At 56.9% G+C, this 24,521-nt stretch carries 20 protein-coding genes, 1 pseudogene and 2 riboswitches; of the genes and pseudogenes, 2 read left to right on the top strand and 19 right to left on the bottom strand.

Annotation, left to right across the window (positions count from 1 at the left end):
* Positions 1 to 772: 772 nt before the first annotated feature.
* The 10 genes from gpmA to FCN80_RS19760 form a co-directional block, all read right to left on the bottom strand.
* Complete coding sequence (gene gpmA, locus FCN80_RS19805; protein WP_136992015.1) at positions 773 to 1,480, bottom strand: 2,3-diphosphoglycerate-dependent phosphoglycerate mutase; 708 nt, start codon at positions 1,478 to 1,480, stop codon at positions 773 to 775.
* A 47-nt stretch (positions 1,481 to 1,527) separates the two neighbouring features.
* Positions 1,528 to 1,746 carry a hypothetical protein gene (locus tag FCN80_RS19800; RefSeq protein WP_136992013.1) on the bottom strand — a complete coding sequence of 73 codons (219 nt, stop codon included), beginning with the start codon at positions 1,744 to 1,746 and terminating at the stop codon, positions 1,528 to 1,530.
* Positions 1,747 to 1,827: 81 nt separating this feature from the next.
* Positions 1,828 to 2,247 carry a universal stress protein gene (locus FCN80_RS19795; protein ID WP_136992011.1) on the bottom strand — a complete coding sequence of 140 codons (420 nt, stop codon included), beginning with the start codon at positions 2,245 to 2,247 and terminating at the stop codon, positions 1,828 to 1,830.
* A gap of 15 nt (positions 2,248 to 2,262) precedes the next feature.
* A complete protein-coding gene (locus FCN80_RS19790; RefSeq protein ID WP_136992010.1) occupies positions 2,263 to 2,790 on the bottom strand; it encodes a hypothetical protein in 528 nt (175 codons plus the stop codon).
* Between the two features lie 89 nt (positions 2,791 to 2,879).
* A riboswitch (Fluoride riboswitch) is annotated at positions 2,880 to 2,956 on the bottom strand.
* 145 nt (positions 2,957 to 3,101) lie between these two features.
* Positions 3,102 to 5,084 carry a proton-conducting transporter transmembrane domain-containing protein gene (locus FCN80_RS19785; RefSeq protein WP_136992008.1) on the bottom strand — a complete coding sequence of 661 codons (1,983 nt, stop codon included), beginning with the start codon at positions 5,082 to 5,084 and terminating at the stop codon, positions 3,102 to 3,104.
* Positions 5,074 to 5,880 carry an NADH-quinone oxidoreductase subunit NuoB gene (nuoB, locus tag FCN80_RS19780; protein WP_136992006.1) on the bottom strand — a complete coding sequence of 269 codons (807 nt, stop codon included), beginning with the start codon at positions 5,878 to 5,880 and terminating at the stop codon, positions 5,074 to 5,076. The genes FCN80_RS19785 and nuoB overlap by 11 nt, the downstream gene beginning before the upstream one ends.
* Positions 5,881 to 5,892: 12 nt before the next feature.
* Entirely contained in the window at positions 5,893 to 7,365 is a 1,473-nt protein-coding gene (locus FCN80_RS19775; protein WP_230492798.1) for a hydrogenase large subunit, read from the bottom strand.
* Positions 7,362 to 8,825: a proton-conducting transporter transmembrane domain-containing protein gene (locus FCN80_RS19770; RefSeq protein WP_136992005.1), complete on the bottom strand. Its 1,464-nt coding sequence runs from the start codon at positions 8,823 to 8,825 to the stop codon at positions 7,362 to 7,364. The genes FCN80_RS19775 and FCN80_RS19770 overlap by 4 nt, the downstream gene beginning before the upstream one ends.
* A complete protein-coding gene (locus FCN80_RS19765) occupies positions 8,822 to 9,502 on the bottom strand; it encodes a hydrogenase (RefSeq protein WP_136992003.1) in 681 nt (226 codons plus the stop codon). The genes FCN80_RS19770 and FCN80_RS19765 overlap by 4 nt, the downstream gene beginning before the upstream one ends.
* Positions 9,503 to 9,508: 6 nt before the next feature.
* On the bottom strand, positions 9,509 to 10,453 hold the full coding sequence (locus FCN80_RS19760) for a respiratory chain complex I subunit 1 family protein (protein WP_136992001.1): 945 nt from the start codon (positions 10,451 to 10,453) through the stop codon (positions 9,509 to 9,511).
* Between the two features lie 343 nt (positions 10,454 to 10,796).
* A riboswitch (Fluoride riboswitch) is annotated at positions 10,797 to 10,872 on the bottom strand.
* An 806-nt stretch (positions 10,873 to 11,678) separates the two neighbouring features.
* Between FCN80_RS19760 and FCN80_RS19755 the strand changes: the two genes are divergently transcribed.
* Positions 11,679 to 12,491, top strand: a complete 813-nt coding sequence (locus FCN80_RS19755; RefSeq protein ID WP_136992000.1) for an MIP/aquaporin family protein — start codon at positions 11,679 to 11,681, stop codon at positions 12,489 to 12,491.
* A gap of 113 nt (positions 12,492 to 12,604) precedes the next feature.
* Here the strand turns inward: FCN80_RS19755 and FCN80_RS19750 are convergent, their stop codons facing one another.
* From FCN80_RS19750 to FCN80_RS19730, 5 genes and pseudogenes are all read right to left on the bottom strand, one after another.
* Positions 12,605 to 14,281, bottom strand: a complete 1,677-nt coding sequence (locus FCN80_RS19750) for an FAD-dependent oxidoreductase (protein WP_170975465.1) — start codon at positions 14,279 to 14,281, stop codon at positions 12,605 to 12,607.
* Between the two features lie 407 nt (positions 14,282 to 14,688).
* The gene (locus FCN80_RS19745) at positions 14,689 to 15,585 is read right to left on the bottom strand and encodes a MurR/RpiR family transcriptional regulator (RefSeq protein WP_136991998.1); all 897 of its coding nucleotides are present in this window, start codon (positions 15,583 to 15,585) and stop codon (positions 14,689 to 14,691) included.
* Positions 15,586 to 15,623: 38 nt separating this feature from the next.
* Positions 15,624 to 16,538: an aldose epimerase family protein gene (locus tag FCN80_RS19740; RefSeq protein ID WP_136991996.1), complete on the bottom strand. Its 915-nt coding sequence runs from the start codon at positions 16,536 to 16,538 to the stop codon at positions 15,624 to 15,626.
* 8 nt (positions 16,539 to 16,546) lie between these two features.
* Positions 16,547 to 18,190 (bottom strand): annotated as a pseudogene (locus tag FCN80_RS19735) (sulfatase); the annotation flags it as partial.
* Positions 18,191 to 18,327: 137 nt separating this feature from the next.
* The gene (locus FCN80_RS19730) at positions 18,328 to 19,869 is read right to left on the bottom strand and encodes a PTS transporter subunit EIIC (protein ID WP_136991994.1); all 1,542 of its coding nucleotides are present in this window, start codon (positions 19,867 to 19,869) and stop codon (positions 18,328 to 18,330) included.
* A gap of 180 nt (positions 19,870 to 20,049) precedes the next feature.
* Between FCN80_RS19730 and FCN80_RS19725 the strand changes: the two genes are divergently transcribed.
* Positions 20,050 to 21,288: an anaerobic sulfatase maturase gene (locus FCN80_RS19725; RefSeq protein ID WP_136991993.1), complete on the top strand. Its 1,239-nt coding sequence runs from the start codon at positions 20,050 to 20,052 to the stop codon at positions 21,286 to 21,288.
* A gap of 54 nt (positions 21,289 to 21,342) precedes the next feature.
* Here the strand turns inward: FCN80_RS19725 and FCN80_RS19720 are convergent, their stop codons facing one another.
* The 4 genes from FCN80_RS19720 to FCN80_RS27485 are packed head-to-tail and all read right to left on the bottom strand — an operon-like array spanning position 21,343 to position 24,497.
* Entirely contained in the window at positions 21,343 to 22,200 is an 858-nt protein-coding gene (locus FCN80_RS19720; protein WP_136991991.1) for an ABC transporter permease, read from the bottom strand.
* On the bottom strand, positions 22,197 to 23,120 hold the full coding sequence (locus tag FCN80_RS19715) for an ABC transporter permease (RefSeq protein ID WP_136991989.1): 924 nt from the start codon (positions 23,118 to 23,120) through the stop codon (positions 22,197 to 22,199). The genes FCN80_RS19720 and FCN80_RS19715 overlap by 4 nt, the downstream gene beginning before the upstream one ends.
* On the bottom strand, positions 23,114 to 24,103 hold the full coding sequence (locus tag FCN80_RS19710) for an ABC transporter ATP-binding protein (protein WP_136991987.1): 990 nt from the start codon (positions 24,101 to 24,103) through the stop codon (positions 23,114 to 23,116). Before FCN80_RS19710 ends, FCN80_RS19715 begins: the two co-directional genes overlap by 7 nt.
* The gene (locus tag FCN80_RS27485; RefSeq protein WP_373880352.1) at positions 24,090 to 24,497 is read right to left on the bottom strand and encodes an oligopeptide/dipeptide ABC transporter ATP-binding protein; all 408 of its coding nucleotides are present in this window, start codon (positions 24,495 to 24,497) and stop codon (positions 24,090 to 24,092) included. Before FCN80_RS27485 ends, FCN80_RS19710 begins: the two co-directional genes overlap by 14 nt.
* Between the last annotated feature and the right edge of the window lie 24 nt (positions 24,498 to 24,521).

Genomic DNA, 24,521 nt, shown 5'->3' with positions numbered 1-24,521 from the left:
CACGTTCGGTATCCGTGAAACCGGCGACAGATCGATGTTCAATCCTTTAACCCGATCATGCGCGATAGCGGCTGAAACTGCCGCTGGCCTGGTTATACGCTAAATACCATAAGCCGCCCCGCGACTGGCAATAACACGGCGTAGTCAGCGTATACATTCGTCATACTTAACATTGCCTCTTTGTTGGCTGCGCGCATTTACCGCCGTATAGCAACTCGACGTATTTAAACTGTGCGTTAGGCATGGTTTAAATTGCATCTTTGCTAATCATTTTTTCCCACATGCGTATCTGGTTTAAGAGAAATGCGATATTAAGGCACCTTAAGGGCGACGATTCCCGCGCATCCCCCCTGGATATTGTCATAGGGTGATTATTCAAACCCTAACGCGCTATGGGCGATGATAAAACAAGATAACATCAAAAAGCAACCATGCGGTGTATTGATCTTAATAAGGGCATTTTTCAAGAATAAACTCTCATATTACTTATTGAATCATTCAGCTATACTTTAATTAATTCAAGTTGCATCGCGGCGGTAAGCGATCGACAAATTCGTCGGAAAAGAATTTGAACCGCCAACGGCCTCCGGTGAGAGGCGGGATGTTTCTTTTGCCTCCCCAGGGGCATAGCTGATGGCGCGACGGGGGGCGGGAAAACGCCGCAACGGAGGGGCAACGTGAAATATGACGATTACAGCGGCCAACCCAAAGGCGGCGTAACGCATGGCAATGGATCGTCAAGGCCGCGGTGAATGGAATAATCAACGGCAATTCATATCAGCAAGCGCGTTTTTCCTAAGAAATAGGGTTTCGCAGCCGTTCCATTTTTGTCAAATTCATACATTATAGGTATTCCAGTGGGAATGTGAACGTCACCGATTTCAGTGGCTGAAAGCCGACTGATATATTTGATCAAGGCACGCAGTGAATTCTTGTGGGCAATGACCAGTAGGCGTTCGCCATTATTTAAGCGTGGGAAAAGTGTATCGCGCCAATACACCGACACGCGGTCCACGGTCATTTTTAAGCTTTCCGCCACGGGGATATTTTCCGGCGCAAGATGCGCATAACGTCTGTCGCGACCGGCGTAACGCGGATCGCGCAACGACATCGCCGGTGGAGGAATGTCATAGCTCCCGCGCCATTGCTGAACAAGCGCATTTCCGAAACGTTCGGCCGTTTCCGTTTTATTGAGGCCTTGCAACGCGCCGTAATGGCGTTCGTTCAGCCGCCAGCTCTTATCTACCGGCAGCCATTGCGACTGCATCTCATCAAGGATGATCCATGCCGTATGGATTGTCCGCGTCAGCACGGACGCGCATACCGCATCGAACACCATGCCGTCTTTTTTCATCAGCGAAGCGGCATGCCTGGCCTCGTCCCTGCCTTTATGCGTCAAGGGAATATCGGTCCAGCCGGTGAAGCGGTTTTCTTTATTCCAGAGGCTTTCGCCGTGTCTGAGTAGCACCAGGCTGGGCATCTTATCTTCCTCCCGCGCTCGCGCGAGCTTGACTACGACGAGATGGCTTATCGTTTATGCGTGGGACGTGACGCATTATGATTCTTTTTGACGAAAAAATGCCTGGTCAATAAATGCGCGGTAGCACCAATAAGCAGTGCCAGCGATATGTTGACGGTATCGGAAAGCATATCGCCCAAAAAGATGTCTTCAAGGCAAAATACCAGGTAGGTCGTTAATATACCGACAATAGTGGCGGCAATCAACGCCGAGGTCTCTCGCGTCATGGCGCTTGCTCCGGTCGTTAGATTGGGTCAGGGTTATGCCAGTGTTTTTCAATGAAAAACAGGCAACGTACTTTCTTTGCGTCAGAGATGGTGAATGAGTACATCCACCGTGAGATGATTGGCAAACTCCGCCGACCGGGAAGTTAATGTGCCTAAAAACCGATTTTTATGGCCCGCGACCACAAGGTCTATGTTATTGCGTTCCACAAATTTCTCCAGGTCTTTAAATCGACGTATTATCGCCATAAAGGCGATATCAGCCCGATTGGGCGCTTGATTCGCCACGCGGTTTAACATCTCCCTGGCCGCAATGGCTTCAGGGGATTGCGAATCGTCAGCAGGTGTGTCGGAAATATATTCCAGGGGATGGAATTCATCGCGAAGGTGGCATAATGAAACCTTGGCACCCCGTGTTTCAGGCAAGCTGGTGACATGGTTTAATAATGTCAATCCATCGTTTTCATCGTGAATCAATATCAAGACGTGGTTGTAAATGCCCATACATTCTTCCCTCACTTATATCGTTAATCGTTCGACTAGCCAGGGAAGCGTTTCATCTTTTCTACAAAGCACGCCCGGTAGGGAAAGAGACCGCTGAACGCCTGGAAGATTATTTTTGGAAAACCAGAGTGTGGCCTTGTTGCGAGATGTGTCGGTGATCATCAGGATAACGGCGTCGGAATCATGCCGTTGAAAGTGCGTCTCCATTTCCGCCGCCAGTGCCGGCATGAGTCCGTCCAACCGCGAGAGGCTATCAAGAGCCAAATGCATTAACAGAATTTCATGACCGTTAATATTGTAACGCTCGGTTTTTTCGTTGATTAACCCTGCTGGGGCTGGCGCGGAATAGCGCGTCTGCGCATCCATCCGGCTCACGTGCAATTTTTCCTGACCCGGGTCAGGAACGTTGGCGGCTAACGCATGGCATGCCGAAGACCGGACGGACATCCCATTCTCAGCGGAATGACGGCGGTGGCTCGCAGCGCTTGATGCGTCGTGGAGAGTGTCGCGACCGGGACGGTGATGACCGTAAACGTCAATCATTTACCCTCCTGTGCGGCAGAAGAGCAATGTATAGGATACAGGAGTAAAACCAAAAAGCCTGACATACCTTTTCCTCTTGAAAAAAGAATCGGATATCAGGCGTCATCAGCCGGTGTGGAACCACGCCGGCGGTTGGGAAAGGTGGAACGCCATCACCTTATGAGTTATACGTTAGCCTAGAAAATGAAGTTAGGCAATTCCCAGTAAGAGTCGATATCAAGCCGAAACCCGGCGGTGGAAGAGGCTTACCGCACAAGGGCAATCCCGGGCAACGCCACCCCCGGGTATAAGTTCTCCGCGACGTGGTTTGCTCACCATACGGCCACCGCCAGGATCAATACCAGTAATCCACCCACCATGCCGAGATAAACATTCATATGGCCGGATTGTATCGGCGCCAGCTTGCGCGCCAGCCACTGAACCGTCAGCGTCAGGGCGGTAAAAACGGCACTGTTGAACAATGGCAGAACTTGCGCCCGGTGGCGTATTTGCCGAATGAAATACCGGCTGCCGTTATGTTCATGAACAATCTCACTTTTAGTACGGTAAATAAACCGATAAAACGTCCGCATGGCGTTGGAAAAGGTCAGCGCCGTGGCGGCGGCATGCGCCATAGGCGGTTCCCCGCCATACCAAACCGGAACACGGCGCAAAGCATGCCGCAAACGCGAGCGCGCCAGCAGCGCTAAGGGAATCAGCGCCAGCAACGGCCACGCCATAACCAGTTTGGTCGGTGATATAAAGGCGAAGGTATCGGTCAGTGGTACGAGCAACAGCCCATGATGCAATGCCTCGCTGCTTTGGCCGGGGAAACGCTGCGCGACGACGACACGCAGCGCCGACAGCCACCATGGCATACCCACCGCCAGTCCCAGCACCGCCAGCCCCAGTAGCCCGCAAAAAACGGCCGTCCCCGTCGATATGCCCGCCCGCTGCGGTGGGTCGGCGGCGTCCCGCCGGCCAAGGAGCCCCAGGCCGATAACCTTAATAAAAGCGGCCAGCGCAATGGCCGCCGTCAGCGCCATACCGGCGCCGGCGAAGGCCAGGGTCAGGCGTCCCGCCAGTCCGGATAAATGAAATCCCTGGAAAAGCGTCTGGAAGGTGAACCACTCACTGACGAAACCCGCCTGCGGCGGCATCGCCGCCAGACTCATGCCGGCGAACACGATACCGATGCCATACAGCCGGCGATTGTGGCGCAGTAGTCCCCGCTGGATAATCGCGTAGCTGCCGGTGCTGCGATAGGCGCCATCGGCCCCGAGCATCATGGCGCTCTTTGCCAGGGAATGTCCGGCAAGGTGGAGCAGCGCCACCGTAAAACCCAGTACGGCGAGGGCATCGAATCCTTCGCTTCTGAACAATTGACTGGCCCCCAGCAACGTTACCGCGATGGCGGCATTCTCCGCGGAGGAAAAGGCCAGCAAGCGACGCCAGTCCGCCTCCTGAAAAGCATATAGCGCGGGCAGAATGGCGCTGAGCACCCCCAGCGCCACGGTAACCATCGCCAGAATGCCTTGCGGGGGCAGCCATGCGGTATAGGCCCGTTCCAATGCGAAAAACGCCGCGTTCAGCACGATGCCGGACAGCAGCGCGCCGCTGGCGCCGCTGCCTTGCCCGTAAGCGCCCGGATACCATTCGTAGAAGGGCAGCAAGCCGAGTTTCGCGCCGATCCCAATGAGTAGCAACAAGCCCACCCACCGCGTTTTCGCCGGACCCAGCGCGCCCAAATGAGCGAAGGCGGCAAAACCGTCGCCCCGCGCCTCGCCGCTCAGTATCAGCATCGCCGCCAACAACGCTACCGCGCCCACCTCCAGCAGGCTCAGCATAAACAACACGCCATGCCCCTGTTGCGTCGGTCCCAACCGTTCGCCTATGAGCAGCAACGCGCCGCCCAGACTCATGACTTCCCAGGCAATCAGGAAGCCAACCGCGCTCTGCAAGCCGAAACACCCCAATGCGCCAAGCATGCTGAGCGCCGCGCCAACGGTCCAACAGCGCCAATGCCGGGCGGGCGTACCCAGGGCGGTGGCGAAAAAGGCCGCGATGGCGCCGAACAACAAGAGCCATAGTGCGTCCGGCTCAAAGATCATTCGGCTTCCGATGAGCGCCGGGGAAACCCACGTCGCGGAAAATGTCACCCCCGACGGCAGCGCCCAGACGGCCGCCGCCGACAGTAATGCCGACCCGGCCGATAAGGCATAGCGAGCCACATGGCGCGCCACTCCCGCGCACGCCAGGATGATGGCCAGTAGCCACAGGACCAGGGTGATTGCCACCAGGGTATCAGGCGCCATTCAGTCTTCCTCCCCTGACATGTTGCGATCGGCGCTCCAGCAGCAACAGCAATGCGTCAATGATTGCCGCCGGATTGGGCGGACACCCCGGCAGCCAGATATCCACCGGCAATATGCCGTCCAATCCCTGGCCGCTGGCATAACCGCCGCCGCATACGCCGCCGCTGACCGCGCAGGTGCCGCAGGCCAGCACATAACGAGGCTCAGGCATGCCCTGCCAGGTGGCGAGCAGCGGTTCGCGCATGGCGGCGGTCACCGTCCCCGTCACCAGCAGTAAATCGGCCGCACGCGGCGAGGCGGTAAAAAAAATCCCCAGACGATGGAAGTTATAGAAGGGATTGTTTAAGGCTTGCAGTTCCGTTTCGCAGCCATTGCAAGAGCCGGCGTCCACATGTCGGATATGCAGGCTGCCGCCGAAACTAACGTCAATCCGGCGCTTGAGGCGCCGGGCGTCAGGGGAATCGTCATTCGCCGTCCAAAGCAAATCCCGGCGTTCCCTCACGCCGAAAGCCCAGCCGGCATCCGTCTGTATGGCATCCCCGGGGCAATGTTCCACGCATAATTGGCAGGCGATGCACCGGCCGTAGTCCAGTTGAGCCAGATGGCCGGACATATCGGTGGTGATGGCCCCCGTGGGACACACCTCTTCGCAGCGCCGGCACTCATCGCCGCACGGCCGCCCGGTGACGCGCGGCATGCCCAGCGTTCCCTGCTGGCCGTGGGGGTCGTCGGGCCGTTTTGGCCAATCCGTCGTCACTTGGCCCCGCCGCAGTCCGCGCAAAGTCCATAAAGGCATAGCACCCTCCTGTTAGCGATCGCAACCGGCGATGGTGAGACCGAAACTGGCTTCGTTGATGGCGTAATCCATCATGTTGCTTTGGGATACCGTGAACGGGAATACCCGCCAGTTAGAAAAAGAAGGCGATTTGATCTTGACCCTCGCCAACCGCCCTTGCGCATCCAGGTGTATGGCATAGTAAAGCGATCCGCGCGGCGACTCCGCCCATCCCAGGCCACAGGAATCAGGTTTGATGACGCAATCGGCGTGGATGTCGCCCGGCGGCAGATCCGCCAGCAACCGTCTGATAACGTGGAAACTTTCGCGCAGTTCCAGCGCGCGTACCACGGCTCGCGCATGGGCATCGCCCGCCGTCGCCCCCGCCACCTTAACCTCAAGTTCGCCATAGGCCGCGTAGGGATGATCGCGACGCAAATCGCGATCCAGGCCGGAAGCCCGTTCAACCGGCCCGGTCGCCCCCTGATCGAAGGCCACTTCGCGACTTAGCGGGCCGGTGCCGAGCAGCCTATCCTGGTAGCTGGTGGTGCGGGACAATTGGCCGAGATACGACTTGACCCGATCGTACAAACGGAATGTCGTCGCGGCGAATTCGTCGGGCAACGCGAGATCCCGGCGCAACCCGCCGGGCGTCAGTAAATTGTGCATCAGACGATGGCCGGTCAGCCGGCCGGCCAATTGTTTGACGTCCTCTTCCAGCAACCGTCCCTCGGCCTGCCCCACCTTGAGCGTGGTGGTATCCGCCAGTAAGCCGAAAAAATGCAAGTGATTGTAAATACGCTCCAGTTCAGCCAGCAACGTCCGTAGCCGTCGCGCCCGCACCGGGACCGCGCAGCCGGCGGCATCTTCCACCGCCTCGCAATAGGCCAGGGCATGAGCCACCCCGCCGACGCCCGAGACCCGCTCGGCCAGCACGGTGGCGGCAAGAGGATTCATGGCCGCGAACCGGCTTTCCATGCCGCGGTGTTTGAAGAAAAGCCGCGGCTGGTAATGGGCGATGCTTTCGCCCAGATAGAAGAACTGAAACTGGCCGGACTCCATGACGTCGGCGCGCACGGGGCCGAAGTTGAGCAGTTGCACCAAAGGGTCGTCGATACTTGGCAATACGAGGGGGGCGCGCAGGGCCGGCTGCATGACCCGCGGCGAGAGTCTGGCGGGCGCCTCGGCCCCCGCCGCCACCAGGGGGAACGGTTGCGGGTGCCCGGTAAAGGTCAGTCCGTATAAATCCTGCATTTCACGTTCATACCAACCGAGCAATGGCGAGCTTATGGCGAGGCTGGGCAAGCAGCCGTCGGCGGCGGGACAAATCCACATTTGCAACGGCGCGCCGGTGTCGCCCGCCGCCAGATAACGAACCTCCGGCCGGTCTGGCTCGGGAAACCAGACATAGGCCATCTGCATACGTCCGCCGCTCTCAAGCAGCGCTTCCAGACATGGGGCCAGGCTATCGGCCGTTACCGGTAGGTATTCCATTCTGGCGTTCACAGGCCGCCTCCCAATGTGCGAGTGATGCCGGCGAACAGGGCGCTCCAGGCCGGAGGCCACCATAACCCCAGGACCAGTAGGGCCGCCAGCGGTAACACCATTGGCAACACGCGATATAACCCATCGCGGATTTCACCTTGCGGCGGCGCGGCCCGTTCAACGAGATACATAGAACGAAAATGATTAAGAAAGGCGATAAATATCACAATCAGCAATAGCAGCATGACAATGGCGGCCCAGCGCTGCGACCCGCCCCATCCGGCGCGCAAGATGGTGTACTCGCTGAGAAAAAGCCCGAACGGCGGCGCGCCGGTAATGGCCACCGCGCCACACAGCCAAATAGCGCCCGAGATCGGTAATGCCTGCCATACCCCGCGCAAATCCCCGATTTGTTTGCTGCGGAAATAGTGGATAACATTCCCGGCGCCGAAGAACAGTAACGGCTTGGCCAGCGAATGGTTGATCATGTGATACAGGGCGCCGCTGACGCCAAGGGGGCCGCCGAAACCGAACCCCAGCGCCAGCACCCCCATATGCTCCACGCTGGAATAGGCCATCAGCCTTTTGATCTGGCGCTGGCGCACCATAAACAGCGCCCCGACCAGGAGTGACAAGACACCGAGCGCCACCAGCACCTTATGAGGCAACGCGCCTTGCCCCGCCGCATCCATGGCGGCGAGAAACCTGACCACGCCAAGCATGGCGGTATTGAGCAGGGCGCCGGACAACATCGCCGAGACGGGCGCCGGTCCCTCGCTATGCGCATCGGGCAACCAGGTGTGCATGGGCGCCAACCCCACCTTAGTGCCATAGCCCATCAGCGTCAGCAAAAATCCCAGTTTCAACAATACCGGCGGCATCCTGGATGCCGCCGCCGTCAGCGAGCTCCAGGTCAGTTGATAGGTGGCGCCGTAAACAAAGGTCCCCGCCCAGTACAGCAGGGTGGTGCCGAGCAAGGCCAGACTGATTCCCGCGGACACCACGATGATGTATTTCCAGGCCGCCTCCATGCTCTCGGCGCTGCGTTCGAACCCCACCAGGAAAGTGCTGACCAGGGTGGTCAACTCAATGGCTATCCAGAACACGCCGATATTGTTCACCATCGGCGCTATCAGCATGCTCAAGGCGAAACCGGCCAGCAGCGCGTAGAATACCGGCAACCGGGACAGGTGCCGTTCATCGGTGCGCATATACCCTATCGCATAAACCGAGGACAAAAAATACACCAGGGCTACGCAGGCGACCACCCAACCGCCCAATGGATCGACCAGCAGATATCCCTTTAGCAAAACCGTCGGCAGCCCTGGCATGAAAGGCAGGGGCAACGCCATCCAACACACCACGATACTGGCCGCCAGATTGAGGTATTCGGCGACGCGGGCGCGGCGTATCACCAGGGAGATCGCCGCGGCTATGACGGGAGCCGAAAACAAAATCAACAGGCGCGTTGCGATAGTCATCCTATTAACCGCCTTAGTTCATGGCTGCTGGTACTGCCGATATGGGTCAGCAGATAGCGCACAAGTACGCCAAAGCAGGCGACCGCTATCAGCAAGTCGAACAGCAAGACCAACTCAATGATAAGCGGCATCCCGGGCACCAGAATCTGGGTACCGAGAAACACGCCGTTTTCCAACACCAGAATACCCAGAATATGGCTTATGGCTTCATGCCTGAGGGTCAGCATCAAAAAACCGATAAGTTTCATCGAAAGCATAACCATCAGCGCCAACACGACGATATTGGAATTCAGTCCCAACGCCGAAACGATGCGCACGGCAACGACCAGCGCGAAAATCACCGCGCCGCATCCCCACAACAGGCCGGAGGCGGCATTGAGGATGACATGTTGCTCCCGGGCGGTATTCAAACGCCGCAGGATCCGAAGGATCAGCCATGGCAAGACGATGCCGCGAAAGAGTACGGTCAGCAGCGCGACCGCATAGAGTTCCGTATAACCGCCGTCATAAGCGACCAACGCCGATAACAGGCCGATCAACCACGATTGACCGGCGAAGGCCAGCATATAATCCCTAAGCCAGCGCGACCCGAGCATGACGAAAGTCAGTAGCAGACAGGCGATGGCGAGTAGGCTGAATAACGAGGCGGCGAGCGGTTGGAGATGGGTGGCAAGCATGGGCGTTCACCGAATTTGATTAGCGACAATGGCGAGAATCGCCAGCAAAAACCCCACGGCCAGCGGTTCCTGATAGCGATAGAAGCGAAGGCGTGATTGCGCGGTCTCCACTGCGATGACCGCGCACGCGACGATAGCGAATTTGACGATAATGCCCAATATGGCCCCAAGCACTCCCGGCAGCGTGCCGAGAATCGACAGTCCCCAAGGCAACAACAGGACATGGCAGAAGATGGTATACAAGATGAATTGCTTCATCATTGATGCCCATTTCAGCAACGCCAACAGAGGACCGGAATACTCCAGTACGCGTGCTTCCTCGATCATGTAGACTTCGATCTTGGTGCTGGAATGGATAGGCAGCCGATCGGTTTCAGCCAGCAACAGGACGAAGAAGGCGGCGACCAGAAAGAGGTGGGTCGGTCCCCAGTAGACGTCGGGTTTGGCCACCAGCAGATGGTTGACGACGAAGGGCAGCATGGTATGGGCCATCAGGGTGATGCCGACCAGCACCAGGATTAGGATGGGTTCCGTCAGAATGGAAATCAGCGCCGTGCGGCTGGCGCCGATGCCGCCGTAAGCGCTACCGCTGTCCAGCGCCGCCAGGTTGATGACGAACGTGCCCAGGGTCAATACGAAGCCGCCGCCCAGGATATCCCCCATATCGGAGAGCGGCAGCGGATAATTGGTCAATACCGGAATAAGCAGCGGCACGGTCAACATGGCGGTGAACGCGACGATGGGCGCCGTCCAGAATACCCAACTGGCCGTCTCGGGTACGACCAATTGCTTGCGGAACAATTTGCGCAGATCGCGGTACGGTTGCAGCAGCGACGGGCCACGCGAAAATTGCACTCGCTCTTCATAGCGCAAAATGAACCCCTGCAACAAGGGAGCGAGCAGCAAAACAGTCAGCAACTGGGCGGCTTGAGCAAGAATATCCCGCAGCATGGCGACGCTCAGCGACGGTTGAAGAGTGGCAACGGCATACGGATAGCCCGGGGATATCCCCCGTGGGATATCCCCGGCGACCGCTGAACCCCAAGAACGAAGGCGCTAAGCGATGTAAAAGGGAACAAAAGGAAAACGAAATATATCCTGATCGCGACTCCGGCGGATAAGACGACGTCGCGTCGTCTGTCGCAATCCTTCGCCGATGTCGAAAAACGCTTGCCTAAGGGGGAAATCAACTCATGAGCCATCGCCACACCCCGCATCTGAACCGGATAAGGGGCAGGATGGAAGACCTGATAGCCACCTGCCCCTTCCTGGCCTCGCGCCAAAGGAAGAAAATCATAAGGCAGGCATCATCAGCAATTGTTGCGGTTGGCCTTTACTACGGCGGGAGGAATGCCATCTCCACCTTGAGAATAAACCAACAATGTTTATCTGACAACCACCAAACGCCATCTTACCCAGGCGGTAATTGCCCATGTCATCCGTCACGGGGGTAAACAGGGTCCCGATCGTTGCTCCCGGAGGGGGCAGTCCGCCCAGCCGATGGGGTCGTCTTAACAATTTATAAAATGATGTCAATCACAGAAATGGATTAAATCGCGCATTTTATTTTCGTTTATGAGCTATAAACATTCCTTATCGGTCAAGTTAACCTCAACACAACATTTGTGTTAATCGTTTCGGACACGTCGCCGGACGTGGGCGCCATTGATAAAGCCGCCCGCCAACCGGCCAATGGGCGGAAAAGAGAGGGGGCGGGAATGGCATCTGATACCTTCAGCATGGCCGGCGAACGCTATCGGTCAATGTGCGCTCTTTCCCTGAGACGGCGGTTTCCGGCGCTGCCGCGCGCCGGGCAACCCCGTTTGGTTCGCCCTGTCCATCCCGTGCCGGCCGGTTTGTCATGCCCGTACGCTATAGTCCCCCGCGGCAAAGCGAGAGTCGCCTTACCTTCGATTTCCCCCCTCGTCAGGTTTGTCCGCTGGCCCAAATCCACCCGCCATCGCCGAAGGGCAAATAAGCCCACCGGCTAATGGCGACCGCGGATTCAACATCCGCCGCGAAAAACAAGACCCCAAATTATCTGCTGTTCGGCAGAGACGGTTTTTTACCCCTCGGCGACAGGCGGTCGGGCAGTAACGCATTTCAGTCCAACGCCCGCGTAGTGAGATTGTCGTTATTGACAGACAAGTACCAATTTAATCTGAGGATAGAAAACATGAAAAATACATTATTAGGCGAGCTTATAGCAGAAGCTATCGCCATGCTGATTATCATTGCCTTCGGCGATAGCGTCGCAGCCATGTATATCCTTTATGATCCCAGTCCCTATTTGCAAGCGTATTGGGGAGTATGTATCGCCTGGGGACTCGCCGTCACCATCGCCATTTACACCACGGCATCCGTCAGCGGATGCCATGCCAACCCGGCGGTAACGCTCGCGCTGGCGCTTTATCGAAACTTTCCATGGAAGAAAGTGCTGCCCTATTGTTTTGCCCAGACAGTGGGGGCGTTCCTCGGGGCCGTCATCGTTTATATCCTCTATGTGCCGGTGATCGATCACTTCAATGCCCTGCATCATTTGACCCGTTTGGACGGCGGGGCGGCGGGCGTTTTCTTTACCCACCCGGGTCTGGCCATCACGCCGATGCACGCGTTCAGCGATCAGATCATACTGACCGCCTTCTTGATTTTCGGTATTTTCGCCGTCACTGAACAATATAACGAGCAAGCGCCCGGCGCGAATTCCGGCGCGTTGATTATCGGTTTTATCGTTGCGGCGATCGGCGCGTCGATGGGCTATCTGGAAGCCTGGGCGATCAATCCCGCCCGCGACTTCGGCCCCAGGCTGTTTTGCTTTTTCGCCGGTTGGGGCAGTTCCGCCCTGCCCTCACCTGATAACTACTGGTACGTCCCGATAGTCGCGCCGCTTATCGGCGGCGTGGTTGGCGGAGCCGCTTACCAATTCCTGGTCCATCCCTTTTTGCCGGCCAGGCGAAAAGCGGCAATGTCGCCGGGATTTGAAAAGTGAAGAAATGCCTTGGCCACCGGCGCGCGCCACGTTACAGGCAGACGCGCCCTGGTAAGTTGTGATTGATGCTTATCCTCGGGCGAGGGTCGGCCGCTGCTTGCCTTTGCCTGACATCACCGCTCTCGCCGCGCCGCCAGAGATAACTGATAGGTTTTATAGCCCCCGGAAAGATTCCTTGCCCGGAACCCCTGCTGCGCCAGTAATCGGTAGGCGACATGTCCGCGTAAACCGGATTGACAACTGATGAGGATTTCTTTCTCTTTTGGCAACTCGCCAAGCCGTGAACGTAACTCGTCCACGGGGATATGCAATGCCCCCGGGAAGGCGCCCAAGGTTTTCAATTCGTTTGCCGTGCGCACATCCAATAGGCATTGGCGCAACGGATCAAGGTTCAGAATGTCGTCCACGTGGCATACCCGGGTATCGCCATTGATGACATTGCTTGCCAGCATGCCAATCTGATTGACCACATCGCGGGCGCTGTTGAAAGGCGGGGCGTAACACAGTTCGACATCTTCCAGATCCTGCACTTTTAAGTTGGATCGCTGCGCAATCGCCAGTACATCGATACATTTGTCAATACCCGCTTTACCCACGGCTTGCGCGCCCAAGATATCGCCGGTATCGGGGGAAAACAGCAACTTCAGCGAAATGGGGAAGCTTCCAGGGTAATAGCCGGCATGGTGAGCGGCGTGGACATAGACTTTTTCATAGTTCATGTTCAAACGCCGTAAGGTTTTTTCATTCAATCCGACGTTGGCTATGGCGTAGTCGAACACTTTACAGATGGCCGTCGCCTGACTGCGCCGATAGCGATAGCATCCGCCTAACATGTTCCCGGCCGCTATACGTCCCTGACGATTGGCCGGCCCCGCCAACGGCGCCAATATCGCGTCGCCGGTGACCCATTCCGCCGTTTCCGCCACATCGCCCACCGCATAGATGTCGGGATCTGATGTGCGCATAAACTCATCAACCTGGATCCCTCCGCGAGGCCCCAACGTTAATTCGGCGCTTCTGGCCAATTGGGTATCCGGTTTCACGCCGATGGCCAGCAACACCATACCTGTTGTCAATTGCTGGTTAGTATTTAAGCTGAGCTGCAATTTCTGACCATTATCGACTGGCGTTATCGCCGTCAAACCGGTTTCCAAGCGTAAATCAACGCCCTTTTGCCCGAGGATCTGCTGTATCATGGCGGCCATCTCGCCATCAACCGGCGCCATCACTTGCGTCGCCAACTCCAGCAAAGTGACGGATATGCCCAGATTGACCAATGCCTCCACCATCTCCAGACCGATGAAGCCGCCCCCCACGACCGTGGCATGCGTGATCGGACGCTGGTGGATATGCGCCAGAATGCTGTCCATATCCGGTACGGTGCGTAACGTGAATACGCCAGGCAGATCAATGCCCGGCAGGGGAGGACGCACGGGATTGGCGCCGGTACTCAATAATAGCCGGTCATAGTGCTCCTGGTAAACCTCGCCTGTTTGCGCATTCCTGACATGCACCCGTTTCTGACCCGCCTCGATCTGCAATACCTGATGATTAACACGCACATCAATGTTAAAGCGCTGGATAAAATCCTGCGGCGTTTTCATAAGCAGTTGCTGGCGATCGGTGATCTCCCCGCCAATGTGGTAAGGCAGGCCACAGTTGGCAAACGAAACATAGGGGCCGCGTTCCAGCAGGATAATTTCAGCCGTTTCGGATAAACGCCTGGCCCTTACCGCCGCCGAGGCGCCGCCAGCCACGCCGCCGACTATCACAATCTTGATTTTCCGCATGTTCAAATCCTTCCTATCTGAAACAATCAATACCTTTGCTCGACTACGGGTGATCCCATCGGATGCGCGTATCAGACGGTATCGGTAGCCGAATCGTGAAAACCCGCGATAAACAATGCCATGTCGCACAGCTTGTCGGTGCGTCGGAGGGCGTTCCCGGTTTTTATGTCATCATTATACAATATTATATTATATAAATATATAAAATATCACATTGCGCATTATCGCAGTTTCAATAACAAGATTGATCTGCTGTTTAATAGGGAAAAATAAACGCTACGAGTTGTGTGGCGTGTTTTCTGTGAGAAACCGGATCACTTACCGCCCACTGGCCTTTAGCCCGCCGCGCAACGGGGGCGAGTGAAGGCGGTTTGCCCGCAAGCCATGTGGGGTGTAACCCGTCGAGATCATGATGCTGGGTTGGCGTCGGGTGATTGGTTCTTAATCCGTTCTTTTATCAGCAACTCTTTTATGGAAATACTTTGACTGGAGAAGTCTTTGAAGCTTTGCTTGGTGATTTCCGTACAGAGAAATTCGATCATAAACAATTGCGAAATCCGGGTACCAATTGAATCCCCTTGATATTGCTCGCTTTCACCGCAGGTCAGTAAGATATGGTGGGCCAGTTGCGTGAGAGGCGAGTGGGTGTTGTGCGTAATGGCCAGACGGGTCGCGCCCGCTTTTTCCGCCAGCCGGAAGGCGTTGACGACTTCCGGCGTTTCGCCGGAATGGGAAAAGGCCACGACCAGATCGTCGGTTTTCAGGTTGGTCAGTTTGAGCGTCATCGCAAAACGGTCGATAAACGCATCGGAGTCAATACCGATGCGATTCATTTTATCGCGGGCCTCCAGCGCGGCTAAGCCGGATGCGCCAAAACCAATGAACATTACCCGGCGTGCGGAAATAAACAGCGCAGCCAACTGCTTAACCTTCTGCATATCCAGCAAGGCGATAGTTTCCTGAACGGTTTTATCAATGGTCATGGAGATTTTTTGCGCCACATCGTAACGCGTATCGTTCATCAAGATTTCCGGCGTTGCCGGTAGCGGCAAATCGTTTTCGCTCAACAGTTCACGTTTGAGCGCGCTTTTCAGATCCAGCAATCCGTCATAGCCGATGTGCTTGCAAAACCGCACAATGGTCGCCTCGCTGACGCCGACTTTCTCAGCCAGCTTCTTGACCGGCAATTGCACCACCGTGCTTGGATTTTGCAATACGAAGTCGGCGACATGGCAATTGGTGGCGCTTAACCCGCTTAGGATATTGGCGATATAAACACGGACATTGTCTTTATTGATGCTCATGAAGGTGATCTCATCCACCCTGAAAATAGGGCCCATCATTATTCCATAATTTGGGCATTCCAACCGCCTTCTTCGCCAGCGCCGGGAATGACGGTAAAACTATACCGGCAATAGAACGTATCCCCCGCCGACAATTGTTGAATACCCCGTTTGTGTTGCAGTTGTCCGTTGGCGTCCGGCGCGTCCGTGGTACCAAACAAGGGTTCGATGCACAGCAAGTCGGCGCCCGGTTGCGACCACAGCGCCAACCAGGGGTGATCTCCGGTGTTGAAGCGCAATGCCGTGTGACCACGCGGATCGATAATATCAAGACGTTGCTGTTCCGCCCTGCTGAAATAGAGCGCCCCATTGCGAAAGGTCTCGTCACTGAGCGGCAGTTCGCTAACACGCGGGGTATCCGCATCGGCTGCAATCGCCAGCGTGCGGCGGTAAGTCGGCCAGGGACCGCGGCAGGCCGGCGAATGAAAACCGATCTTCCATCCGGGATACCGATGGATAGGCAACGCAAATCCGGGATGCGACCCCAGCGAAAACCACAGCGGCGTATCGCCGCGGTTGGTCAACCGATAAGTGACGCACACCTGCCGGTCATACAGCTTAAACGCGACGAGAAGGCCCCAGCGAAAAGGCCACAATCGCCGGGTTTCTTCGCTGTCGCTACAGCAAAGGCGTAACCGATCCTTGCGCTGTTCCACCAGTGTAAACGGCTGCCGGCGCAAAAATCCGTGCGCCGGCAGCGGCCAGAATTGTCCCGCATAGTAAACACCGTTATGACGCAACTGCCCGACGATGGGAAACAGAATTGGCGCGCTGCTTTGCCAGCCGGTCTCGCCTGGCCGCCATAGCCAGTGACGGCTCCGCCCGGCGGCGTTCTCCGTCAAGCCGCACATTTCCGCGCCCTGAAGCCGCACTGACAACGTTAGCATGCGGTTGTCGAGCGTAAGGATAGTCATATCAATACTCAATCGATGCGCAATAGCAACCGAACCTGATAAACCAGTTCTCGTTGTTGCTTTTGTGGGAAACAGGCGGCGATCAATCGGAAAATATCGGCTTCCCGGAGTGTGACCGCCGGTCTCGCCGCTTCCAGAACGTAGTGGCGCGACGCGCCGTTTTTTTCCGCGGCCGACAGCAGCAGCAGCAGCGCCTCGAAAACGCCGCGGTGAGCGCACCCCAGTCCGGTGCCTTGCAGTTCCTCGTAATGGTGGTAACGATCCTGATCACGCTGTTCCTGCTCCAAGGTCAGCGAGTCTAGCCGAAATCGGTGGTACAGCTCCGGCGGCGCGTCGTTATCCCGCATCATCGCCACGATTTGCCGGGCGTAGCGCAAAGCGCGTGACGGGTCTTCAAGAACCTGTTTTTGTTGCGGATCGTCCACGACGTTAAACAGCTTATCGCCATAGCGGTAAGCATTCAGATAGCCGAACGCGGCGGGTATTTTCATGACCTGCGCGCCTTGCGTAAAATCAAAACCGGGATGGATGGTGATTTCGCGTAATTCCCCGATGGCGAAGGGGCTGTCGATACGGGTAGGCATCAGCGTGTATTCGTACAGATTACGCTTATCGTTATCCCGGGGACTGCGCATGTAAACATATTGCCCGTCGGTGATGTTCACATGGCCGCCATAATAGCCATATAGCGCGTATTCCCGCACGGGATGGTCGTTTTCGATGGCGGGGCGAAGCGGCCGGCCCTGCATGGTCGGCGGCAGGGGAACAGCGAAATAATCCAGGATGGTCGCCGGAATATCGATGGTCTGCGCCAATGCGCCGCGCCGTTCTCCCTCGATGCCGCAGCGCGGATCGCGAATGAAAAATGGCGTATTGGCGATTTCATTGTACACCGGCATGATATTCTTGCCCCACCACTGGTGCTCGCCCAGCAGGAATCCGTGGTCCGTGCAGACGATGAACAGGGTATCGTCCCATAACCCGTGCGCTTTCAGCCGATCCATGACCTGGCCGAGATAATCGTCGCACATGGTGACCAGCGCCTGATAAAACTTCCTGACTTTCGTTGCATGCTCCGGGCTTTCGCTGGCGCAGTAGTAGGGTACCCAGCCATCGAAGTCTTCCGGCTTGCAGCCGTAAAGCGCCAGATACTTTTCAGGCACGAAGAAGGGCTCGTGGGGATCGAAACACTCGATTTGCAAAAACCAGTTGTCCTGCCCCTTGTTCATGTCGATGAATTCCAGCCCCGCCGAAATGGTGCGGTCTGTGTAGCGCTCATGCTGTGTGGGCATCCAGGCGCGGTTGATCATATCCTGGGTAATGCGTTTATTGCGGCGTTTACGCGTGTTTTCGTCTTCCAGACCACGATAGGAAACGCCAGGTTTGGCCACCTGTCCTTTCCAGCAGTCGCCTTCCTGGCCGCGGATAAACTCAAAGGTCGAATAGCGGGTATGGTACGTTGCGCCGCCGTCTCGCCAATAGTGTTTATGGTCGGTGACCAGATGCGTATGTACCCCGTGTTGGTCAAGGGCCTGCGCCATGGAAAAATCAAACGGCTCAAGCGGTCCCCAACTGCGATGCAAAAAGTTATAGCGCCCGGTGTGCAGTTCCCGGCGCGCGGGCATGCAAGGCATGCTGCCAACGTAGAAATTATCAAACCGGACAGACTATTGCGCCAGACGGGTGAAATTCGGCGTGATGGCATCCCCACCGTATGGGGATAGGTGATGGCGAGTCAATGTATCGAACATCAACATGACAGCTTTCATTAGACGATCCTTGATAACAATCAGATAGCGATAAATTCTTCGACTTCGTTTTTTATCAGTGTGACATGCGGCCCATAAACCACCTGTACGCCTTGCCCATGGACAAAGGCGCCCCGGCTCCCCAATGCCTTGAAGGCATCGGTGTTGACCAACGTTGGATCATTCACCGTGATGCGCAGGCGCGTGGCGCAGCAATCGACATCCACGATGTTCGGCTTTCCCCCCAGCGCGGCGACGATGCCTTGCGCGCGCTCAGTGCCGACCGGCGCGGAAGCTGCATTTACGGTGTCGTCGTCATCTTCGCGGCCCGGCGTTTTCAATTGGCGCCATTGGATCAAAAAGCGGAATGAACAGTAGTAGAGCGTAAACATTACCGCGCCCAGCGGCAGCATCAACACCCAGTTGGTTTTGGCGTTGCCTTGCAATACACCGAACAGCAGGAAGTCAATCAACCCGCCGGAGAACGTCTGGCCGACGGTAATCGCCAATAGGTGCGTCAGCATGAACGCGACACCGGTCAGGACGATATGCACCACGTACAAAAGCGGTGCGGTAAACATGAAGGCAAACTCCAGCGGTTCAGTTATTCCGGTGACGAACGCGGTCAACGCGGCGGAAAGCAGTAAGCCGGCGACTCTTCTTCGATTTTCTTTTTTTGCGCAATGGTACATAGCCAGCGCCGCGCCGGGCAGCCCGAACATGAAATCAGCGAAACGGCCGGCCATAAAGCGGGACACGCCGATGTAATAGTGCGTTACCGAAGGGTCGGCCAACTGGGCGAAAAAGATTTTCTGCGTACCTTGCACCAAAGTGCCGTTAACCACCATTTCCCCACCGATGCTGGTCATCCAGAACGGCAAGTAAAAGAGATGATGTAACCCAAACGGGATAAGGCATTTTAAAATCATGCCGTAGAAAAGCGTGCCGATATACCCCGTTTTTTCCACAACGCCGCCCAAATGCGTGATACCGGCTTGAATCGGCGGCCAGAGATAAAACATAAGCACACCGAGAAACAAGGCGGCGAAGGACGCGACGATGGGGACAAAGCGCGATCCGCTGAAAAACGCCAACACCTGCGGCAAGGCGACTTTGTTATAGCGATTATGTAGCCAGGCTGTCAGAAGGCCGCTGAGAATGCCGCCCAGAACACCGGTTTGCAAAGTGACGATGCCCAGGATGGATGCCTGGCCATGCCCGGCGAGGTTGTCTGTCGCAAGCGAATGGGTGATGACCAGCATCGCGTTGATGGATTTATTCATGACCAGGAAAGAAAGTACGGCGGCCAGCCCCGCCGTCCCCCGATCCGTATTGGTCATCCCGATGGCGATGCCCACGGCAAACAGTAATGGCAGGTTATCGAATACTGCGCTCCCGCACTGTTTCATTAGCGTGAAAACAGCCTGTAACAGCGCATTGTCCAAAAAGGCGTAGGTTTCGATGGTAATAGGGTTCGAGAAAACGCCGCCAATACCCAGAAGCAGACCCGCGGCGGGAAGGACGGCAATGGGCAGCATGAAAGACTTGCCTAACTTTTGTGCGCCTGAAAAAACAGTATTCATGAGGGATACCTTGGTTTTGTTGTTCGGTATGTAATTAAAATTTCATTGAAAATTTTATTATGTGAAATTATTATTTCTTTATGTATTCGATACTGTTAACACAAAATATCCAGAGAGTGATCGTGGTCACTTTTGTACTCTCTACCCTGTGACCAGTACCTGAAACTGACGGGAGTCTCAATGAAGCGGCCCTTTCATCTCATGGCAAAACCCACGAGCTATCAGTGCAATCTGGCTTGTAGCTATTGTTTTTATTTGGAAAAGGAACAAGGGACGTTGAAACCTCCCCATGCACAGCGCCATATGCATGATGATGTACTGCGACACTATGTGCAGCAGTACATCGCGGCCAGTCCCGGACATGAGGTGGACTTCACGTGGCAAGGCGGTGAACCCACGATGGCGGGATTGGCGTTTTATCGCAAAGCGATGGCTTACCAACGCCAGTACGCCAACGGAAAAACCATTCGCAACAGCATGCAAACCAACGGCGTATTACTGGACGAAGCCTGGGCGGAGTTTTTGGCTGAGAATGAATTTTTAGTCGGGTTGTCCATTGATGGGCCGGCGCGCTTACACGATAAATATCGCACCACCCATAGCGGCGGTTCGGTATTTGACAAAGTGCTGGCCGCGCTGGACCGTCTGAGAAAGCATCGAATCGCGGTCAATTTACTGACTGTGGTTAACGACGAAACGGCACAGGCCCCTTTGGAAATCTACCGTTTCCTGACGCAGGAATTGCACGGCGAGTACCTTCAGTTCATCCCCGCCGTGGAGCAGCGCGCGAAAAATGTGGATTTTGGCGAGCTTATCTATCCCCAAACCCTGGACGACACCCAAGTCACGCCCTGGTCCGTCAGCGGTGAAGCTTACGGCGCCTTTATGAACGCCATTTTCGACTACTGGGTCCGGCATGATGTGGGGCGGGTGTATGTGCAGCTTTTTGACAATGCGCTGGCGGCCTGGTCGGGAGACAAACCGAGCCTTTGCGTCATGCAGCCCACCTGCGGTTTGGGACTGGTGGTGGAGCAAAATGGCGATATTTATAGCTGTGATCACTTCGTTTATCCGGAACACCGGTTAGGAAACATAACAACCGATCGGCTGGATAAGCTGGTTTACAGTAAACGCCAGCGCCAGTTTGGCATGAATAAAGCCCAGCTTCCGCCTTCCTGCATCCGGTGCCAGTACCGTTTCGCCTGCCACGGCGGTTGCCCAAAGCACCGGATCCACCGGGTCGACAACCACTGGCATAATCATCTTTGTGCCGGATACAAGGCCATTTTTGGCCATATCGATCCTTATATGCGTTACATGGCCGATCTTTTGACCCGGCGCCAGCCACCGGCAAGAGTGATGGACGTGGCGGCATTCATCGCCGCCGAACAGTCTTCCCGCGCCACCGACAACCGTTAAACGCCGCGCCGTGCATTGGCCGGGGACCTGAAAGGCGGGAGGCGCGGCAAACCGTTAACTGTCGTGCTCCAGTTTGTCGCGCAGCCAATCGCCCGTCAGGCTTATCGACAATGTCGTCAGGACAATCACGATGGAGGGCGCCAGGGGGATCCAGGGCGCCGTGCTCAGATAACCGCGGCCATATCCCACCATATTGCCCAGGCTGGTGTCGGGGGGCTGGATACCCAGCCCGAGAAAGGACAGACCGCTGGCGGCAAGGATCACCTCGGGAAAAGCCAGTGTAGCTGAAACGATAAGCGGCGCGGCGATGTTGGGCAGGACATGGCGCAGGTAAAGACGTATCGGCCCGGCGCCCAGTTGACGAACCGCCAAAATATAGCCTTGCCGGTTGGCCAAAAGCGCCAGCCCGCGGGTAACGCGCGCATGGCGTTCCCAGCCGTAAAGCCCCAGCAGGCCAATGAGCAACGCCCAGGAATTGCCGAAAAAAGCCAGGGCCGACAAGGCAAGGATAATAAATGGCAATGCCGCCTGGACATCGATAAGCGTTAAAACAAGCTGTTCGACCCATCCGCCGAAATGGGCGGCGGCAAACCCCATCAACGCCCCGAAAACCACCCCGAGCAAGGTCGCCGACATGGCGATGGTCAGACTGACCCGAATAGAGATCACCAAGCGGGAAAACACATCGCGGCCAAGCTGATCGGTACCCAGCAGGTGACGCAAATCACCGCCGAGGAACAGCGGCGGTTTCATACGGGCGCCCAGGTCGATCGCCGTGATGGAATAAGGACTTATCTGGCTGGCGAAAAGGGCCGTCAGCGCCATTATCATGATCCAAAACAGCGAGCAGCCTACGCTAAACGGGATAACCGGACGGGCGCCGGCTTCCAAGACTTGATTTTGCTCCGTCATGTCGTGCTTATCCTCATGCGGGGATCAAGACAACCGTAGAGCAGATCGACCAACATATTGGCCAGCACCATGGTTGTCGCGACAAGAATGAGCACGCATTGCACCACCGAGACATCCCGGGAGGCGACCGAGGTGACAATAAGCTGCCCAAGCCCCGGCCAGCTAAATACGCTCTCGGTCACCACCGCGCCGGCCAGTAGCCCGCCGACCATGAAGCCTATCATGGTGACCACCGGAATGGCGGCATTGGGCAACGCGTGGCGCATAATGACTTGCCGCCATAACAGGCCCTTGGCCGAGCCGGTAAGAATATAGGGTTGGTCGAGGACGTCGATCATCGACGATCGGGTGAACCGGGCGAGAATAGCCGACCAGCTAGTGGAGAGCGTTAAGATGGGCAGGATGGCGCTGCGCCAGCTCTGATCACCTCCGGCGGGTAGCCAGTGCAGCCGGACGGCGAAGATCAGTACCAATATCAGGCCAAGGACAAAGCCCGGCACCGCAAATCCGGCAACGGAACCGAACATGAGCAGGCGGTCGAGAAATCTTCCTCGATTAAGGGCGGCCCAAATCCCCGCGCAAACACCGGTCAGGATCCCAAGCAGTAAGGCGGGCGCCATTATCTCCAGCGTGACCAACACACGCGACAGCACCAGCGGCAATACCGCCTCGCCGTCAAGCATGGAGCGGCCGAATTCGCCATGCAAAATCCCCCGGAGATAGAAGGCGAATTGCGCCAGCAGGGGTTTGTCCAGCCCCCAGGCCGCACGGAAAGCGGCGACCGCCTTTGGCGGCGCGTCCGGTCCCAGCACCACCAGCGCGGGATCGCTGGTGGCGCGCAAAATGATAAAAGCGCTGGCGACCACGATAAGAATGGTCAACAAAGCCCTGGCCAGACGACGCAAGGCGAAATTCAACATGACGCCGCCCGCGATGGAACCGGCAGGCCGGCTTCCGCCAGATGGCAGGCGACCTGACCGCCTCCCGGATGCCATGTCAGCGCCGGAGCGGCGTGGCGGCATCTGTCCGTGGCATGCGGGCAGCGAGGATGGAAACCGCAACCGGAAGGCGCCCGCGCCGGGTCGGGCGGAGCGCCGTTAAGCACCGAACGGGGCGTGGCGCGCAAGGGTTGCGGTAGCGCATCCAAAAGCGCGCGGGTGTAGGGGTGGACCGGCGCGGAAAATATTTGCCCGCTTTGCCCGCGCTCGACGATACGGCCCAGATACATCACGGCAATCTCGTCGGCGATGGTGGCGACCAGCTTCAAATCATGACTGATAAACAGCAACGCCAGTCCATACTCCCGTTGCAACCGGATAAGGATATTGATGACATGCGCCTGAATGGAGACATCCAGAGCGGAAACCGGCTCGTCGCAGACCAGCAATTCGGGTTTCATGGCCAAGGCACGGGCGATCACCACGCGCTGGCGTTGTCCTCCCGATAATTGCAGCGGTCTTGCTTCGCCCTGGTCCGGACGCAAGCCGACATCATGCAGCAGCCCGGCCGCCACCCCTTGCCGGCTCTGCGCGGTTCCCATAGAGTGGATACGGAGCGGTTCGATGATCTGGTCGATGATTTTCATTCTCCGGTCGAGGGCGCCCAGCGGATCTTGAAAGATCAGTTGCATCCGGCGACGCATCACGCGCCACGCCTGGCTGCCTGGCGCCGGCATGGGTCGGCCGTCGAATATCACCTCGCCGCTCCTTGGCCGGTCAAGACCGAGCGCGATGCGCCCAAGGGTGGACTTGCCGCAGCCGCTTTCCCCCACAAGACCGAGAATCCGACCCCGTTCCAACGACAATGAAACGCCGCGGACCGCCTGTACCGAAGCGGATTTGCGCCATATTCCCCGGGCGCCGGGATAGTCATGGGTGATGTTTTGCAACTTAAGCAGTGTCATTTGCGGGCTCCCGGGGGTTGTGGGGGACGGACGATCGGCTGTCGGAGGCGAAAAGCAGGCACGCGGCATGATGATGGGCATGGGATACCCGCAGCAACCCGGGGGATATCACGCCGCATTGCCCGCGCGCATGGGGGCAGCGTGGGGCGAAGGCGCATCCCGACGGCATATTCCCGGGTTCCGGCACCTGCCCCGGGATGGGCAGCAACTGCCGGCCGCGCCCTTGCGGACGGGGTGTGGCCTTGAGCAGCCCCTGGGTGTAGGGATGGGCCGGCGTGTTGAAGATGCCGGCCGCGGGCGCGGTTTCAACAATACGTCCCGCATAAACCACCGCGATACGTTGACAGGTTTCGCCAACCACGCTGAGGTCGTGGCTTATCAATACCAGCGCCATGCCCAACTCCCGCCGGAGAGTATC

It is taken from the genome of Martelella alba (genome assembly GCF_005217455.1).
Taxonomy (GTDB): Bacteria; Pseudomonadota; Gammaproteobacteria; order Enterobacterales; family Enterobacteriaceae; genus Acerihabitans.
The sequence above is the reverse complement of the archived record's forward strand: the minus strand, read 5'-3'. Positions and strand labels throughout refer to the sequence as shown.

What these genes read in the sequence shown, in the direction of transcription:
- gpmA (WP_136992015.1), bottom strand. Translation starts at nt 1,480, where the DNA reads ATGCCCAGCCTGGTGCTACTCAGACACGGCGAAAGCCTCTGGAATAAA.
- FCN80_RS19800 (WP_136992013.1), bottom strand. Translation starts at nt 1,746, where the DNA reads ATGACGCGAGAGACCTCGGCGTTGATTGCCGCCACTATTGTCGGTATA.
- FCN80_RS19795 (WP_136992011.1), bottom strand. Translation starts at nt 2,247, where the DNA reads ATGGGCATTTACAACCACGTCTTGATATTGATTCACGATGAAAACGAT.
- FCN80_RS19790 (WP_136992010.1), bottom strand. Translation starts at nt 2,790, where the DNA reads ATGATTGACGTTTACGGTCATCACCGTCCCGGTCGCGACACTCTCCAC.
- FCN80_RS19785 (WP_136992008.1), bottom strand. Translation starts at nt 5,084, where the DNA reads ATGGCGCCTGATACCCTGGTGGCAATCACCCTGGTCCTGTGGCTACTG.
- nuoB (WP_136992006.1), bottom strand. Translation starts at nt 5,880, where the DNA reads ATGCCTTTATGGACTTTGCGCGGACTGCGGCGGGGCCAAGTGACGACG.
- FCN80_RS19770 (WP_136992005.1), bottom strand. Translation starts at nt 8,825, where the DNA reads ATGACTATCGCAACGCGCCTGTTGATTTTGTTTTCGGCTCCCGTCATA.
- FCN80_RS19765 (WP_136992003.1), bottom strand. Translation starts at nt 9,502, where the DNA reads ATGCTTGCCACCCATCTCCAACCGCTCGCCGCCTCGTTATTCAGCCTA.
- FCN80_RS19760 (WP_136992001.1), bottom strand. Translation starts at nt 10,453, where the DNA reads ATGCTGCGGGATATTCTTGCTCAAGCCGCCCAGTTGCTGACTGTTTTG.
- FCN80_RS19755 (WP_136992000.1), top strand. Translation starts at nt 11,679, where the DNA reads ATGAAAAATACATTATTAGGCGAGCTTATAGCAGAAGCTATCGCCATG.
- FCN80_RS19750 (WP_170975465.1), bottom strand. Translation starts at nt 14,281, where the DNA reads ATGCGGAAAATCAAGATTGTGATAGTCGGCGGCGTGGCTGGCGGCGCC.
- FCN80_RS19745 (WP_136991998.1), bottom strand. Translation starts at nt 15,585, where the DNA reads ATGAGCATCAATAAAGACAATGTCCGTGTTTATATCGCCAATATCCTA.
- FCN80_RS19740 (WP_136991996.1), bottom strand. Translation starts at nt 16,538, where the DNA reads ATGACTATCCTTACGCTCGACAACCGCATGCTAACGTTGTCAGTGCGG.
- FCN80_RS19730 (WP_136991994.1), bottom strand. Translation starts at nt 19,869, where the DNA reads ATGAATACTGTTTTTTCAGGCGCACAAAAGTTAGGCAAGTCTTTCATG.
- FCN80_RS19725 (WP_136991993.1), top strand. Translation starts at nt 20,050, where the DNA reads ATGAAGCGGCCCTTTCATCTCATGGCAAAACCCACGAGCTATCAGTGC.
- FCN80_RS19720 (WP_136991991.1), bottom strand. Translation starts at nt 22,200, where the DNA reads ATGACGGAGCAAAATCAAGTCTTGGAAGCCGGCGCCCGTCCGGTTATC.
- FCN80_RS19715 (WP_136991989.1), bottom strand. Translation starts at nt 23,120, where the DNA reads ATGTTGAATTTCGCCTTGCGTCGTCTGGCCAGGGCTTTGTTGACCATT.
- FCN80_RS19710 (WP_136991987.1), bottom strand. Translation starts at nt 24,103, where the DNA reads ATGACACTGCTTAAGTTGCAAAACATCACCCATGACTATCCCGGCGCC.
- FCN80_RS27485 (WP_373880352.1), bottom strand. Translation starts at nt 24,497, where the DNA reads ATGGCGCTGGTATTGATAAGCCACGACCTCAGCGTGGTTGGCGAAACC.